Genomic DNA, 15,403 nt, shown 5'->3' with positions numbered 1-15,403 from the left:
GGGTACCGGCCCTCAGCACATACCCGCACGGCCGTGCCGGCACCGACCGCGAGACCGGCCGACCGGCCGGTGGAGGTGGATCCGGGATGGCAGTGGAATCCTTCGGGACCGGCCACGAGGACGAGCGGCCCGAGCCGCCGCGGTCGACCGGTCTGCTGGATGTGCTCAGCGTGGCCGCGGTGGCCCTGGACACCCGCGGGCGCGTGGTCTTCTGGACGCCGCAGGCCGAGGACCTCTTCGGTTACACGGCGGAGGAGGCCCTCGGCGAGAACGCGACGCGCCTGCTCGTGCGTCCCGAGCATCTACAGGCTGTGTCGAGCCTGTTCACGGAGGTGCTGGAGACCGGCCGCGGCTGGGCCGGCGCCTTCCCCGTACGGCACAAGGACGGCAGCACCCGGCTGACGGAGTTCCGCACCATGCGGCTGCTGGACGACCTCGGGGACGTCTACGCCCTGGGCATCGCGGCGGACCACACCCTGCTCCAGCGCGTCGAGACGGATCTGGCGCTGTGCGAGCAGCTGGTGAACCAGTCCCCCATCGGCCTCGCCCTCATGGACCCCGACCTGCGCTACCTGCTGGTCAACCCGGCGCTGGAACGCATCGACGGCATCCCCGCCGAGGACCACATCGGCCGCCATCTCCGGGAGACCCTGCCGTTCCCGGACGCCGACACCGTCGAATCGGCCCTGCGTCAGGTGCTCACCACCGGCACGCCCCTCATCGACCAGTACCACGTGGGCCGTCCGCCCGCCGATCCCGAGCACGATCACGCCTGGTCGCTCTCCTTCTACCGGCTGGCGGACCCCGGGGGCCGGATCCTCGGCGCGGCCGTCTCGGTCGTCGACGTCACCGAACGGCACCGCGCGGCGGCGGAGGCCGACCGGGCGCGACGGCGCCTGGCGCTCATCGCCGAGGCCTCGACGCGGGTCGGCACCACCCTGGACGTGCAGCAGACCGCCGACGAGCTGGCGGAGATCGCCGCTCCGGCGCTGGCCGACGTGGTCGCCGTGGACGTCCTCGACTCCGCGCTGGCCTGCCGCCGCATCCGCAAGCCCGACAACGGCCCCGAGCTCTTCCGGGCGCTCGCCCTGAAGGCCGCCCACCCCACCGTCGCCGAGCGTGCCGCCGACCCGCCCGGTGATCTCGCCACGTACGACGGCGACCGTCTCGTCACCCTGTGCGTGCACACCGGCCGGCCGGTGCTGGTCCGCTACGTCCGGGCACAGGACCTGCCACGCATCGCCCGGGACGCGGAGGCCGGGGCGTTGCTGGCCCGGGCCGGCGTCCACTCGTACCTCGCGGTTCCGCTGATCGCGCACGGCGAGGTGATCGGCGCCCTCGATCTCAAACGCACCCGCAATCCGGCGCCGTTCGACGACGACGACGTGGTCCTCGCCGGCGAACTCGCCGGCCGGGCCGCGGTGGCCATCGACAACGCCCGCTGGTTCCAGAGCGTCCGCAACACCGCGCTGACCCTCCAGCGCAGTCTGCTGCCCGACCACTCGACGCACCACACGGGCCTGGAGGTCGCCTCCCGTTACCAGCCCGCGCAGGCCACCAGCGAGGTCGGCGGCGACTGGTACGACGTCATCTCGCTGGCCGATGACAAGACCGCCCTGGTGGTCGGCGACGTCATGGGCAACGGGATCGACGCCGCCGCCACCATGGGCCGGCTGCGCACCGCCACCTGCGCCTACGCCGAGCTCGACCTCGCTCCCGCCGAGGTGCTCCAGCACCTGGACAAGGTCACCTGCGACCTCGAGCACTACATCGTCACCTGCCTGTACGCGGTGTACGACCCTCGTACCAGGCGGTGCACCATCGCCAACGCCGGACACATGCCGCCCGCCCTAGTCCGGGGCGACTCCCCCACGCTCCTCGATCTGCCCGCCGCTGCCCCGCTCGGCGTCGGCGGCATCGCCTTCGAGGCCACCTCGTTCGAACTGCTCCCCGGTGACCTGCTGGTCCTCTACACCGACGGTCTGGTCGAGACCCGTCAGCACCCCATAGACGACCGTCTCGACGTTTTGCTGAGCTTCCTGGACGAGCCCCGGCGCCCGTTGGAGGAGACCTGCGACCTCCTCCTCCACGGCCTGCGCCACCCCGACGACCACGACGACGTGGCCCTCCTCATCGCCCGCGCGCTGTAGAGGGCGGGGCGGGGCGCTCGTGATTCGCGGGGCCCTCTCGGATCTCCCACCGGGGAAGGCCGGCCGGTCCCGTTCCGGCGCCGGCGGGGCGGGGCGGGCGGCGGACAGTATTCCCTGGACACCGGCGGCGACGGAGGACTTCCCCGAGGCGCTGTTGCCGCGCAGCACGATCAGCCGGGGCTGTCCGGTGTCCGCGCTCGTCCGCCGCAGCGCGCCGGCGCCCTGGCTCGCCGTGGGGGCGGCGCGTGAGTGGCGGTCGTCGCACGGCCGACGCGCCGGCTACTCCAGTCGGGTTGGACTGTCATGCCGAAGGGTGCAATTCGGCCGCTCCGCGCCGCCATCCGGCCCCCGGCCCGGAAAGGATGGCGGCTTACGCACGATGTGAACCGCGAGCATCTGGAGACACCTTCTTGTGAGCATCCTCAACGACCCCCACGGTGCCGCGGCAGCCGAGGACTCGTACGAGAACGAGCTGCCCATCAAGCGGAGGCAGCCCGGGAACGTCGTGGTGAGGTGGCTGACGACCACCGACCACAAGACGATCGGCACGCTCTATCTGGGCACGTCGTTCGCGTTCTTCCTGATCGGCGGCGTGATGGCGCTGCTGATGCGCGCCGAGCTGGCCCGCCCGGGTATCCAGATCGTCTCCAACGAGCAGTACAACCAGCTGTTCACGATGCACGGCACGATCATGCTGCTGATGTTCGCGACGCCGCTGTTCGCCGGCTTCACGAACTGGATCATGCCGCTGCAGATCGGCGCGCCCGACGTGGCGTTCCCCCGGCTGAACATGTTCGCCTACTGGCTCTACCTGTTCGGCTCCTCCATCGCGGTCGGTGGCTTCCTCACCCCGCAGGGCGCGGCCGACTTCGGCTGGTTCGCCTACTCCCCGCTGTCGGACGTCGTCCGGAGCCCGGGTCTCGGCTCGGACCTGTGGATCATGGGTCTGGCCTTCTCCGGCTTCGGCACCATCCTCGGCGCCGTCAACTTCATCACCACGATCATCTGCATGCGCGCGCCCGGCATGACCATGTTCCGCATGCCGATCTTCGTGTGGAACGTGCTGCTGACGGCCGTCCTGGTCCTGCTGGCCTTCCCGGTCCTCGCGGCCGCGCTGTTCGCCCTGGAGGCGGACCGCAAGTTCGGCGCCCACGTCTTCGACGCCGCCAACGGCGGCGCCCTGCTGTGGCAACACCTCTTCTGGTTCTTCGGCCACCCGGAGGTGTACATCATCGCGCTGCCGTTCTTCGGCATCGTCACCGAGATCATCCCGGTCTTCTCCCGCAAGCCGATCTTCGGCTACATGGGCCTCGTCGCGGCGACCATCGCGATCGCCGGTCTGTCCGTGACGGTGTGGGCCCACCACATGTACGTCACCGGCGGAGTGCTGCTGCCGTTCTTCTCCTTCATGACGTTCCTCATCGCCGTACCCACGGGCGTGAAGTTCTTCAACTGGATCGGCACCATGTGGAAGGGAAGCGTCTCCTTCGAGACACCGATGCTGTGGGCGGTCGGCTTCCTCGTCACCTTCCTCTTCGGTGGTCTGACCGGTGTCATCCTGGCCTCGCCGCCGATGGACTTCCACGTCTCCGACTCGTACTTCGTGGTGGCGCACTTCCACTACGTCGTCTTCGGCACGGTCGTCTTCGCGATGTTCGCCGGCTTCCACTTCTGGTGGCCCAAGTTCAGCGGCCGGATGCTGGACGAGCGGCTCGGGAAGATGTGCTTCTGGACGCTGTTCATCGGCTTCCACGGCACCTTCCTGGTGCAGCACTGGCTGGGCGCCGAGGGCATGCCGCGCCGGTACGCCGACTACCTGGCGACCGACGGCTTCACCGCCCTGAACACCGTCTCCACGATCAGCTCGTTCCTGCTCGGCCTGTCGATCCTGCCGTTCCTCTACAACGTGTGGAAGACGGGCCGGTACGGCAAGCTGGTCGGCGTCGACGATCCGTGGGGCTACGGCCGTTCGCTGGAGTGGGCCACTTCCTGCCCGCCGCCCCGGCACAACTTCGTCACCTTGCCGCGGATCCGCAGCGAATCCCCGGCCTTCGACCTGCACCACCCCGAGATCGCCGAGTTCGAGCACGAAGCGAACCTCGCCAGGCGCGACGTCGTGGACACCCACGGACCGGAAAGCGGCCGGTCTTGACGTCGCCACGCGGTCAGGGGGCCCCGCCGGACCGGAGCAGCGGGGAACTCGCCAACGAGGTCGAGGGGTTCCTCCTCCTGCAGGCGGAACGGGAGCAGGCGCAGCGCGAGGCCGAAGCCCTCTGCGCGCGCCTGCCCTGGCTCACCACCGGGCAGGCCGAGGACCTTACGCGCCACTACACCGAGCAGCGTCTCGGGCTGACCCGGCAGGCCCTGCAGGCGTTCGCCGACCGGGCGGGGCGCCTGCGCGGCGAGTACGAGGCCCGGTACGCAGACCTGCGCCGCACCCTGCTCCGACGGCACGCCGTGTGGGCGTGTCTTCTGCTCGCCTCCTCGATCACCGCCGGCACCGGTGCCGCCTGGCTGACCCGCTGACGCGAGCGGTACCGGCTCCGGCCCACGCCCGCCGTCGCAGCGGGGCGGTGAGGCGGGAGCCGGTCCTCGGCACCCCGGCGTCCCGGCTACACGTCAGCGATGATCTTCGTCAGGTGGTAGTCGGTGCCGTAGCGGACGACGCCCCGGAGTATCTCGAGGGGGTCGCGGGGGCCGGCCTTGCGCTTGTGGGGCTGGTGCGTGAAGGGGATGCCGGACCAGGGGTTCTCCGCGTGGTGGTGGCTGCCGCGCGGGGCGTCCGGCTCGATCGCCCAGTACACCCAGGTGCTGTCGTGGTGGCGGCAGAGGACCTGCCCCAGGTACCAGACGGCGCCCTGCAAAAAGGGTCCCTCCCGATCGGCGTCGAAGTCGGCGAGGGTGCCGTAGCGGGCGCGCAGCCGCTGTTCCAGCACGTCCAGGCCGGCGGCGGTGAAGTCGCCATCCCCCGGGTCGTCGGATCCGAACAGTCGGTGCGCCCACTCCGGGTGGGCCTCCTCCCGCTCGGCGAGCCACAGTTGCAGCCATGCGTCCGCCGGCTGGGGGCCGATCGGGTCCAGCGGTGAGCGTTCCTTGTGCGGCTCCCAGCCCGGTACGGTACGGCGCCGCTCGGACACGGCGTCGGCGAGCTGGTCACGTTCACGCGTCAGCACCTCGCCGGAGCCTTCGGCGGGGGCGACGTCGACGAGGGTGCCGACGGACAGCGGGGGCAGGCCGAGGGCGGGGTCGGGGCTGACGAGCGGATCGCCGTCCTCGCCTCCCGTCGCGGGATCGATGTCCCACCGGCCGCCGCAGACGTCCATGAGCACTTCCCCGATGTACGCGGTGGCGGCACGGCGGAAGGCGTCGTCGTGCTCACCGTCGAGCAGGGCCTGCTCCAGGACGGCCAGGGAGCCGGGCGAGTAGTCGAAGGGGAAGTCGGCGGGCAGATGCACCTGTTCGAGCCGTGCGGCGAGCACCTGCAGATCGTCGAGCCAGCGGTCGAGGAGGGTCGCGTGGGTGGGCGTGGCCGGATCGGTGGTCATGGGTGGGAAGCGTAGGCCGAAGCGGCGCGGGGGTTCCCAGCGGTCCTGAAGATCCTGTGGTTGTTGTGCGTCGCGGCTGTGCATCAGCTGTGGGTGACGGGGCGTCAGAGGTTATTGTGCTGGAAAAGGCGGTGGCATCAACGGGGGCCATGCACCGCCCGGTTGACCTTCCTCGCCCTGCGCACAGGGGTTCAGACCCGCCCCCACGAGCTGATCTCGGACGCCTTCTTCACCCGGCTCGCTCTGACGCCCGACCACTTCTGGGTCAACCTCAACCCGGACGACCCGGACACGATCATGAAGGCGCCGTTCGACAGGACCGACGCCGGCCGTGTCCTGCTCGAGGCCGACATGGAGATGAATCACGACTTCGGTCGCGCGGAAGACCCGAAGACGGACGCCGGGAAGCGGTTCTGGGAGGGGATCACCAAGGTCGACGGGAAGCCCTGCATGGGCTCCACCCGGAACTGGATCACCCCGAAGAAGGCCGAGGTCCGCTTCGAGGACGACGGTGCCTACATCCTCAGCGCCCCGCTGGAGGTCCAGACCGTCGCCCAGGACTACAGCACACCCGGCCCCGGCGGCGGCATGCCCTGCACCCTGGCCAAGGAGCAGACGGCCCACAACATGGACGTCTACCGGCAGACGGTACTGCCGGTGGTGGAGGAGCAGATCAACGAGGACGCCAAGTACGCCGATCTGCGCCGCGTGTACAAGGCCCGCATCGCCGCGGAGGACGTCCGCCAGACCGTGGCCCGCGACCCGAAGGCCTTCGGCGGCTCGTTCAGCGGGATCATCGACAGCGACCAGGTGAAGCGCTGGCCGCTGCGCGGCAAGAACGCGGGCTGGGACAAGATGACCGTGTGGAAGGAGATGAAGCGGTCGTACACCGAGGGCGACTTCAAGTACGAGATCCCCGTGGGCGGCGAGGTCTGGGTGTACACGGTCGGTGGCGTCGACATGACCAAGCAGCCGCAGCGCAAGGTCGGCCGGGCCCGTTTCCGTGCCGAGAATCCCAACCTGCCTTCCGTGACCAGGGGTTCGCGCAACGAGGCGCTCGGCTACCAGGCGACCGGCACGACCGTGATGGGCGGCGACAACAGCGGCCGGTCCGGTGGCGGCAGGCCCACCCCGAAGCCCACCGCGAAGCCGACCCCGTCCGGCAGCCCGACCGGCAGGCCCACCGCCGAGCCGACCGGCACACCGGCGCCCACCACCGGCACCCCGGCACCGGCGCCGTCCGGCGACGGCGGCCACGGCACGTCGCCCACCGGAGGCAGTGACCAGGGCGGCAGCATGGCCGACACCGGCACCCAGGTACTGACCGTCGCCGGGATCGCCGCCGCCCTCCTCGTCGCGGGAACGGCGCTCGTCCGGCTCAGGCGCCGGCGCGGCAGCCGCGACTGACCGACGCCGGGCACGCCCGCGGAAGGCCCCCGCACCCCTGGTCAGCAGGGGTGCGGGGGCCGAGTACCTCTTACGGATTCGTGACGTGGCGGCCCGGCGCCCGTGTTCCCGGCGCTGCCCGCCCTAGCGTGGCCCCATGCGCGTACTGGTCACCGGCGGTGCCGGGTTCATCGGGTCCCATGTGGTGGAGGCACTGCGGGCGGGCGGTCACGAACCGCTCGTGTACGACGTCCGGGAGGATCCCGGCGCGGACGTCCGGGACGCGTCGGCCGTCGCGACGGCCCTCGCCGGTGTGGACGCCGTGTGCCACCAGGCGGCGATGGTCGGTCTCGGCAACGGGGTCGCCGACGCGGCGGAGTACGTCTCGCGCAACGACCTGGGTACGGCCGTGCTGGTCGCCGCCATGGCCGACGCGGGCGTGCGGCACCTCGTGCTCGCCGGTTCGATGGTCATCTACGGGGAGGGCGGGTACGCGTGCGCGCGGCACGGTGCCGTACGGCCGGGCCCCCGGGCCGCGGCCGACCTCGACGCGGGGCGATTCGAGCCACGGTGCCCGGAGTGCGGGCGGGACCTCGCCCCCGGCCTGGTCGGCGAACAGGCCCCCGCCGACCCCCGGAACGTGTACGCGGCGACCAAACTGGCCCAGGAGCACCTGGTGGCCGCCTGGGCCCGGTCCACGGGCGGGTCGGCCGTGTCGCTGAGATACCACAACGTGTACGGCCCCCGGATGCCGCGCGACACCCCCTATGCCGGGGTCGCGTCCTTCTTCCGCTCGGCGCTCGCCCGCGGGGAGGCGCCCCGGGTGTTCGAGGACGGACGGCAGCGACGCGACTTCGTGCACGTGCGGGACGTGGCCGCGGCGAACGTGGCGGCGCTGGAGGCGGAGACCGAGCCGGGGGCCCTCACGGCCTACAACACCGGCAGCGGGGACCCGCGTACCGTCGGGGAGATGGCGTCGGCGCTGTCCGCCGCGTGTGGGGGGCCGGAACCGGTGGTCACCGGGGAGTACCGGCTCGGCGACGTGCGGCACATCACCGCGGACTCCTCACGGCTGCGGACCGCGCTGGGCTGGCTGCCGGAGGTCGGATTCGCCGAGGGCATGCGGGAGTTCGCGCGGGCCGGCCTGCGCGAGGAGTGAGCCACGGGGCGCGGAGCGGGTCAGGGCGCGGCCGGGAGGGTCACCTCGAAACGGCAGCCGCCGGGGATGTTACGGACGGTCGCGCGGCCCTCGTGCGCCTCCACGATGCCCCGGACGATGGCGAGGCCGAGGCCCGCGCCCGCGGGCGGCGTCCGGGCGTCGCTGCCGCGCCAGCCGGTGTCGAAGACGCGCGGCAGATCCTCCTCGGGGATGCCGCCGCAGCCGTCCGTGACGGACAGCAGCACGCCGTCGCCGGTGCGTTCGGCGGCGACCGCGACGGTGCCGTCGGACGGGGTGCGGCGGATGGCGTTCACGAGCAGGTTGCCGAGCACACGGCTCATCTCCTTGCCGTCCACCTCGACCGGCACCGGCTCGACCCGGTCGCCCACCAGGCGCACCCCGTGCTCCCTGGCCAGCGGGTCGACCCCGGCCAGGGCGTCGCCGACCAGGTCGTACAGGGAGATCCGGGAGGGGGTGAGCGGGAGGGTGCCCGCGTGGATGCGGGAGAGTTCGAAGAGGTCGCCGACCATGTCGTTGAGTCGTTCGACCTCCGTGCGCATCTGCCTCAGGTAGCGGCCGGGGTCGGCGGCCACACCGTCCTCCAGCGCCTCCGACATGGCGCGCAGGCCCGCCAGCGGGGTGCGCAGATCGTGCGAGATCCAGGCGACCAGCTCCCGCCTGGACGTCTCCAGCGTCCGCTCCCGCTCGCGGGACTCGGCGAGCCTGGCGCTGGTCGCGGCCAACTCCCGTCCGAGCGAGTCGAGTTCGGCGGTGGCCGGGCCGTCGGGGGCCGCGAAGGTCCCTCCGTCGCCGAACGAGCGTGCGGCCAGGGCGAGTTCATGGCTGCGGGCCACGACCCAGCGACCCAGCAGCAGGGCTGTGGCCAGGGAGACGACGGCCGCCATCGCGACGACGGTGGTGACGACGCTCAGGTCGTGCGGCGAGAGGAACATCGCCCAGGCGACGGCGAGGGTTCCGGAGAGCATCGCGACCACTCCGACCGCCGCGACCACGGTGAGCGAGGCGGTGAGCGAGCGCCGGCGGATCAGGCGCAGCACCGCCGCTCCGGCCAGTCCGGTGGCGGCGGCGCCGGCGAAGGCGTACAGGGCGATGAGGAGGGTGTCGCGCATGGTCAGTTCACCGCCCCGGCGGCCTCGAAGCGGTAGCCGACGCCCCACACGGTCTGGATCAGGCGGGGCCGGGCCGGGTCGTCCTCGATCTTGCCGCGCAGCCTGCGGACGTGGACGGTGACGGTGGACAGGTCGCCGAAGTCCCAGCCCCATACCTCGCGCATCAGGTCCTCGCGGCTGTAGGCACGGCCGGGATGCCGCAGGAAGAAGGCGAGCAGGTCGAACTCTCGCAGGGTGAGGCCGAGTTCCCGGCCGTTCTTGGTGGCGCGGCGGGCGTCCGGGTCGACCGACAGGCCGGCCGCGGCGAGCGGTTGCCCGGCGGGGGCGGGGCGGCTGCGGCGCAGTACCGACTCGACGCGCAGGACGAGTTCCCGGGGGCTGAACGGTTTGGTGACGTAGTCGTCGGCGCCGACCTCCAGGCCGAGGATGCGGTCGTCCTCGTCGCCTCGGGCGGTGAGCATGATGACCGGCACGGGGCCGTGGGCCCGGATCCGGCGGCAGACCTCCAGGCCGTCCATGCCGGGCAGCATGAGGTCGAGCACGACGAGGTCGGGCAGGCGCGCGGCGGCGTGGGTGAGGGCCGTCGGGCCGTCGCCGGCCCGGTCGACCGCGTAGCCGGCGCGGTGGAGGTAGCCGGTGACGACCTCGGCGACGGTGGGGTCGTCGTCGACGACCAGGACCCGGGCCGGAGCGTCGGCGGCCGCGGCCCCGTGTTGCTCGTGCTGCTGTTGCATGGCTCCACCCTCGCACCACGCGCTCCGCGTCGCGGGCCCCCGGGAGCGGCGTCCGTGTTTCGTAAGGATCAGCTGTCCTTTATGCCCGATTCCGCTTCGTAGGCTGGGAAGCGTGACGACCACTCCTACGGACGTCGACGTGGTGCTGCCCTGCCTGAACGAGGCCGAGGCCCTGCCCTGGGTGCTCGCCCGGATCCCGGCCGGCTGGCGCGCCGTCGTCGTCGACAACGGTTCCACCGACGGCTCGGCCGAGGTCGCCCGCGCACACGGCGCCACCGTGGTGCACGAGCCGCGGCGCGGCTTCGGCGCCGCCTGCCACGCCGGGCTGAGCGCGGCCACCGCCGACCTCGTCTGCTTCTGCGACTGCGACGCCTCCCTCGACCCCTCGCTGCTCGTCCCCTTCGTGCGGGAGGTCCACGAAGGCGGCGCCGACCTGGTCCTCGGGCGGCGACGCCCCCGGGGCAGGGGTGCCTGGCCCGTCCACGCGCGGGCCGGCAACCTCGCCCTCGCGCGGATGCTGCGCCGCCGTACCGGCCTGCGCCTGCACGACCTGGGGCCGCTGCGTGCCGCCCGCCGTGAGCCGCTGCTCGCGCTCGGCCTCACCGACCGGCGCAGCGGCTACCCGCTGCAGATGGTCGTGCGCGCGGCCGACGCGGGCTGGCGGATCGCCGAGCACGACGTGCCGTACCTCCCGCGCACCGGTACGTCCAAGGTGACGGGCACCTGGCGCGGCACCTGGCAGGCCGTGCGGGACATGCGCCGGGTCCTGGCCGACGCACCGGTCCCCGGGGCCGGCGCCGACCGGAGGGCCGTACGGTGACCACCCTGCTCGTCATCGCCAAGGAACCGCACCCGGGACGCGTCAAGACCCGGCTCACCCCGCCGTTCTCCCCCGAGGAGGCGGCACAGCTCGCGGAGGCGTCCCTCGCCGACACGCTGCACGCCGTGGCGGCCGCGCCCGCGTCCCGGCGCGTCCTCGTTCTCGACGGGTCGCCGGGACCTTGGCTGCCGCCCGGATTCGAGGTCGTCCCGCAGTGCGCGGGCGGGCTGGACGAGCGGCTGGCGGACGCCTTCGCGCACTGTCCCGGTCCCGCCCTCCTCATCGGCATGGACACCCCCCAGGTGACGCCGGAACTGCTGACGGTGGACTTCGCGGACTGCGACGCGTGTCTGGGCCCGGCGGAGGACGGCGGCTTCTGGGCCCTGGGCCTGGCCGATCCCGATCCGGCGCTGCTGCGGGGTGTGCCCATGTCGACCCCGGTGACGGGCCCGCTGCAGCGGGAGCGGCTGGTCGCCGCCGGGCTGCGGGTGCGCGACCTGCCCGCGCTGCGGGACGTCGACGTCGCCGCCGACGCCCGTGCCGTGGCGGCGCTCGCCCCGCACGGCCGGTTCGCCGCGCGGCTGGCCCGCTGCGCGCCGGTGGCGCGGCGATGAGCGCCCCGCCCGCCGCCCGGCACGCGTGGGCGGCCGCCGACCCGTACGCGGCGGCGCTGCGCACCGGCCGGGGCCCGCTGTTCCTGCGCCGCGCGGACGGCTGGCTGCTGCCGCTGGAGGTGGAGCGCTGGTGCGCCCAGGCGGACGTGACCGACCGGGCGGTGCTGGACCGGTGCGAGGGCGCGGTGCTCGACGTCGGCTGCGGGCCGGGCCGGCTGGTCGTGGAACTCGCCGGCCGTGGCCGTACCGTGCTCGGGATCGACGTCAGCGAGGCGGCCGTCGAACATACCGTGGGACGGTTGGCGCCGCCCACGTCCGGGGAGGGCGCGGCGCGGGCGCTGCGCCGCTCGGTGTTCGAGCCGCTGCCCGGCGAGGGCCGCTGGGACACCGTCCTGCTGATGGACGGCAACGTCGGCATCGGCGGGAATCCGCCGGTCCTGCTGGAGCGCGTCGCGGGCCTCCTGCGGCCGGGCGGGCTGCTGATCGCCGAGACCGTTCCGGTGAACGTGGACGAACGCGCCGAAGTGCAGGTGGTCGACGTCGTCGGTGCCTTACGGGCCGACGGGGTCCCGTTCTCCTGGGCCCGCCTCGGCACCCCGGCCCTGCTCCGCCACGGGCGCAGGGCCGGCTGGCGGCGCGTCGCTCAGTGGGAGGCGGGCGGCAGGTGCTTCGCCGCCCTGCGCACCCGCAGCGCCAGCAGCAGCCCGGAGCCGCCGAAGAGTGCGGCGGTGATCAGCAGCCAGCGCGCCAGGAAGCCGTCCGGGGACAGCCCGGTGGCCGTCCGGTAGCGCTCGCTCACCATCCCGCTGATCAGCGGGAACCAGACGAGGAGCAGCAGTCCCGACAGCACGGCCGGGACACGCACGTACGGCGTCCGGGCGCGCCCTCCGCCGGCGTCGAGGCCGCGCATCACCGCCCGGTCCGCCGCCGTGTACAGCGGCAGCAGGACGAGGTCGTGCAGCAGCGCGGCACCTACGATCCACAGCGCCACGCCCCGCCAGTCCCCGGCGAGCAGCCGTACTCCGGCGTAGGCCGCGAGCGCGAAAGAGCAGGCGAGCAGCAGCAGTTGGAAAGGGCTGCCGAGGGGCAGCGGGCGGCGCGGCATCACAGGTCTCCGAAGGTGAGTCGGGCCACCCACTTGGTGTTCATCACACCGGGTGCGGCGGGCACGATGATCCGCGCCGGGTGACCGTGGTCGGGTGACAGTTCCTCGCCGTTGACGTACAGGGCGAGCAGGGAGCGCGGGTCGGCCGTCTGGTTGGCGCGCAGGGCGGCGCGACGGAAGGCGCCGTGCCGTTGCAGGGACTCCACGAACACGTCCGGCGGATCGCCGTCGTACCCCACGCGTGCCGCGAGGTCGCGCAGTCGTACCCCGCGCCACCACTGGTCGGCGGTCGACCAGCCCTCCACGCAGGCGATGGGCAGTGACGAGCTGTGCTGCGGCAGTCGGAGCAGCTCGGCACGGCTGAGCCGGACGGTGCCGGTGCGGCCGGTGACGACCAGCCGCCAGACGTCGTCGTGGGTGTCGGCCGGGGTGATCCCGGCGTAGCGGGCCGTCTTGTTGATCTGGAAGCCGTTCGGCCCGCCGCCCGGATCTGCCGTGCCGTGCGGGGCGAGCAGGGCCGTACGGCGGAAGGGGCCGCCGAGGCTCTGGCCGACGGTGGTCAGGAACAGCAGCAGCGAACCGCCGCCGACCAGCGCGAGCGCGCCGCGCCGGGAGACCGTGGGCGGATCGGGTCGCGGGGACACCAGGGAGTCCGCCGCCGGGTCGGACGGCGCCGGAGAGTCCGCCGCCGGGGTGGCCGGCCGTTCCGGGAAGGCGCCCTCCCGTATCCGCCGCCGTACGGTGCGCACGGCGGTCGGTGCCTTCAGCACCGCGTGGGCCACGAACGCGGCGAAGAACACCCAGGCCCCGTAGAAGTGCAGCGGGTAGAAGGAGCCGGGGAAGACGTAGTCGAGCTGGATGTTGAGCACTCCGGTCGTGAACTCGAACAGGCCGCCGCCGACCAGGAGCAACAGGGAGATCCGCTCCAGCGCGTGCGCGACGGAGCGGGCCGGCGGCAGCGCGAAGAGCCTCGGCACGACCGACCACAGCTTGGCCAGCAGCACCGGGACCAGGGTGATGCCGAGCGTGACGTGCACGCCCTGGGTGAACCGGTACAGCCACACCGGGCCGGTCGGCCAGGCGAAGAGGTAGAAGCCGAGGAGTCCCTTGTCCGGGGTCTGGTCGTTCACCGGGGCGAGGTCCGGGTTGTAGGCGGCGTACGACACCAGGCCGGTCACGAACAGCACGGTGATGCCGACGAGCAGGACGAGGCCGAGCACGGAGGTGAACCACGGGCCGCGCAGGGGGCTGCGCCAGAAACCGGGGGACGTGGGGAGCCGGGGATGGTCGCGCATGTCCCGACGGTAGGCCGGGAAGCCCCCGAGAACCGGTGCGCCACCCATGACGAAACGCTGACGTCCGGCCCGGACGGCGGTCTGTCGCCGCTCCCCCGGCCTAGCGTTTGGGCGTGACCCGCTCCCTGCGCCGCGACCTGTACGCCGCCGGTGCCGCCGCCCTGCTCGTGACGGCGGCCGTACTGATCGGCCGCCACATCCAGGACACCCGCCACACCCTGTTCGTGCACTGGCCGCCGGTGCTCGCCGAGTGGGATCCGCACGTCGGCCCCGGCACTCCGGCGGCCCTGGCGGTCGCCGCCGCCACCGTCGTGTACGGCCCGCCGCTCGCGGCCCGGCTGCCGTGGCGAGGGGTGCTGGCCGCCGCCTGGGCGACGTGCACGGCCTGGATCGTGTCGCTCGCGCTGGTCGACGGCTGGCAGCGGGGCGTCGCGGACCGGCTCACCACCCGCAACGAGTACCTGCGCGTCATCGACCGGTTCGGCGACATCCCGGGCGCCCTGCGGGACTTCACCCACCACATCGTCAGCGGCACTCCCGACCCCTGGCCCGCGCACGTGGCCGGTCATCCGCCGGGCGCCACACTGACCTTCGTCCTGCTCGACCGGATCGGGCTGCGCGGCGGCGGCTGGGCCGGGATGTGGTGCGTGGTGGTCGGCGCGACCGGCTGCGTGGCGGTGCTCGTCGCGGTCCGGGCCCTGGCCGACGAGTCTTTGGCGCGGTGGGCCGCCCCCTTCCTGGTACTGGCCCCGGCCGCCGTGTGGCAGGGTGCCTCCGCGGACGCCTATTTCGGGGCCGTCGCCGCATGGGCCGTGGCCCTGGTCGCGCTCGCGCTGACCCGCCGGTCCCTCGCCTGCGCGGCCGGCTCCGGCCTGCTGCTCGGTCTGACCTGCTACCTCTCCTACGGCCTGACGCTCTTCGCGCTGATCGGCGCGGCGGTTGTGGTGCTCGGCCGGGACGGGCTGCGACGGCGCCCAGCCCTGCTGCTGCCGCTGGTGGCCGGACTGGCCGTGGTCCCCGTCGTGTTCGCCCTCGCCGGGTTCGACTGGTGGACGGCCTACCACCTGCTGATCACCCGCTACTACCAGGGCGTGGGCGGCAAACGCCCCTACGGCTACTGGGTGTGGGCCAACCTGGCCTGCACCGTGCTCATCACGGGCCTCGCCACAGCGGCGGGCCTGCGCCGCACCGCCACGGTCCTGCTCACCCGTCACGGCGGCACCGCACCCGACGGGGCCGCCGCGCGGGCGCGTCTCGCCGTCCTCGTGGCGGCCGCCCTGGCCGCCCTGCTGGTCGCCGACCTGTCCGGGATGAGCAAGGCCGAGACGGAACGCATCTGGCTGCCGTTCGCCCTGTGGCTGCTCCCGGCGTGCGCCTTCCTGTCCCACCCCCGTGCCTGGCTGACCGCGCAGGCCGTCCTCGCCCTGCTCCTCAACCACCTTCTGCTGACCGGATGGTGAACATC

Annotated in this window: 13 protein-coding genes and 1 pseudogene; 9 read left to right on the top strand and 5 right to left on the bottom strand. The window is 73.0% G+C overall.

The genetic code is table 11. The annotated features are described in order from the left end of the window. Positions 1-86 precede the first annotated feature (86 nt). Complete coding sequence (locus BLW57_RS36710) at positions 87-2,150, top strand: SpoIIE family protein phosphatase (RefSeq protein WP_093479999.1); 2,064 nt, start codon at positions 87-89, stop codon at positions 2,148-2,150. Between the two features lie 114 nt (positions 2,151-2,264). Here the strand turns inward: BLW57_RS36710 and BLW57_RS43185 are convergent. Further along, positions 2,265-2,360: pseudogene (locus BLW57_RS43185) on the bottom strand (kinase); the annotation flags it as partial. Positions 2,361-2,562: 202 nt separating this feature from the next. Between BLW57_RS43185 and ctaD the strand changes: the two are divergent. Further along, on the top strand, positions 2,563-4,302 hold the full coding sequence (ctaD, locus tag BLW57_RS36705) for an aa3-type cytochrome oxidase subunit I (protein WP_176985860.1): 1,740 nt from the start codon (positions 2,563-2,565) through the stop codon (positions 4,300-4,302). Then, positions 4,299-4,676, top strand: coding sequence for a hypothetical protein (locus tag BLW57_RS36700; RefSeq protein ID WP_176985859.1), 378 nt, complete (start codon positions 4,299-4,301; stop codon positions 4,674-4,676). Before ctaD ends, BLW57_RS36700 begins: the two co-directional genes overlap by 4 nt. Positions 4,677-4,762: 86 nt before the next feature. Here the strand turns inward: BLW57_RS36700 and BLW57_RS36695 are convergent, their stop codons facing one another. Next, entirely contained in the window at positions 4,763-5,695 is a 933-nt protein-coding gene (locus BLW57_RS36695; RefSeq protein WP_093479998.1) for a hypothetical protein, read from the bottom strand. Between the two features lie 162 nt (positions 5,696-5,857). Between BLW57_RS36695 and BLW57_RS36690 the strand changes: the two genes are divergently transcribed. Together BLW57_RS36690 and BLW57_RS36685 are read left to right on the top strand one after the other, a co-directional pair. Beyond that, a complete protein-coding gene (locus BLW57_RS36690; RefSeq protein ID WP_093479997.1) occupies positions 5,858-7,102 on the top strand; it encodes a hypothetical protein in 1,245 nt (414 codons plus the stop codon). A 136-nt stretch (positions 7,103-7,238) separates the two neighbouring features. Next, the gene (locus BLW57_RS36685) at positions 7,239-8,240 is read left to right on the top strand and encodes an NAD-dependent epimerase/dehydratase family protein (RefSeq protein ID WP_093479996.1); all 1,002 of its coding nucleotides are present in this window, start codon (positions 7,239-7,241) and stop codon (positions 8,238-8,240) included. 20 nt (positions 8,241-8,260) lie between these two features. Here the strand turns inward: BLW57_RS36685 and BLW57_RS36680 are convergent, their stop codons facing one another. After that, positions 8,261-9,370 carry a sensor histidine kinase gene (locus BLW57_RS36680; protein WP_093479995.1) on the bottom strand — a complete coding sequence of 370 codons (1,110 nt, stop codon included), beginning with the start codon at positions 9,368-9,370 and terminating at the stop codon, positions 8,261-8,263. 2 nt (positions 9,371-9,372) lie between these two features. Continuing rightward, positions 9,373-10,104, bottom strand: a complete 732-nt coding sequence (locus tag BLW57_RS36675; protein ID WP_093479994.1) for a response regulator transcription factor — start codon at positions 10,102-10,104, stop codon at positions 9,373-9,375. 103 nt (positions 10,105-10,207) lie between these two features. Between BLW57_RS36675 and BLW57_RS36670 the strand changes: the two genes are divergently transcribed. From BLW57_RS36670 to BLW57_RS36660, 3 genes are read left to right on the top strand one after another with little or no spacing between them, the layout of a single operon-like run. Next, positions 10,208-10,924, top strand: coding sequence for a glycosyltransferase family 2 protein (locus BLW57_RS36670; protein WP_093481085.1), 717 nt, complete (start codon positions 10,208-10,210; stop codon positions 10,922-10,924). After that, the gene (locus BLW57_RS36665) at positions 10,921-11,538 is read left to right on the top strand and encodes a TIGR04282 family arsenosugar biosynthesis glycosyltransferase (RefSeq protein ID WP_093479993.1); all 618 of its coding nucleotides are present in this window, start codon (positions 10,921-10,923) and stop codon (positions 11,536-11,538) included. The genes BLW57_RS36670 and BLW57_RS36665 overlap by 4 nt, the downstream gene beginning before the upstream one ends. Next, positions 11,535-12,326 carry a class I SAM-dependent methyltransferase gene (locus tag BLW57_RS36660; protein WP_093479992.1) on the top strand — a complete coding sequence of 264 codons (792 nt, stop codon included), beginning with the start codon at positions 11,535-11,537 and terminating at the stop codon, positions 12,324-12,326. The genes BLW57_RS36665 and BLW57_RS36660 overlap by 4 nt, the downstream gene beginning before the upstream one ends. A 316-nt stretch (positions 12,327-12,642) precedes the next feature. Here the strand turns inward: BLW57_RS36660 and BLW57_RS36650 are convergent, their stop codons facing one another. After that, the gene (locus tag BLW57_RS36650; RefSeq protein WP_093481084.1) at positions 12,643-13,938 is read right to left on the bottom strand and encodes a molybdopterin-dependent oxidoreductase; all 1,296 of its coding nucleotides are present in this window, start codon (positions 13,936-13,938) and stop codon (positions 12,643-12,645) included. 113 nt (positions 13,939-14,051) lie between these two features. On the opposite strand from BLW57_RS36650, the gene BLW57_RS36645 reads away from it, so the two are divergent. Further along, positions 14,052-15,398: a hypothetical protein gene (locus BLW57_RS36645; protein ID WP_093481083.1), complete on the top strand. Its 1,347-nt coding sequence runs from the start codon at positions 14,052-14,054 to the stop codon at positions 15,396-15,398. Positions 15,399-15,403 lie beyond the last annotated feature (5 nt).

The organism is Streptomyces sp. 1222.5, from assembly GCF_900105245.1.
Taxonomy (GTDB): Bacteria; Actinomycetota; Actinomycetes; order Streptomycetales; family Streptomycetaceae; genus Streptomyces; species Streptomyces albidocamelliae.
The sequence above is the reverse complement of the archived record's forward strand: the minus strand, read 5'-3'. Positions and strand labels throughout refer to the sequence as shown.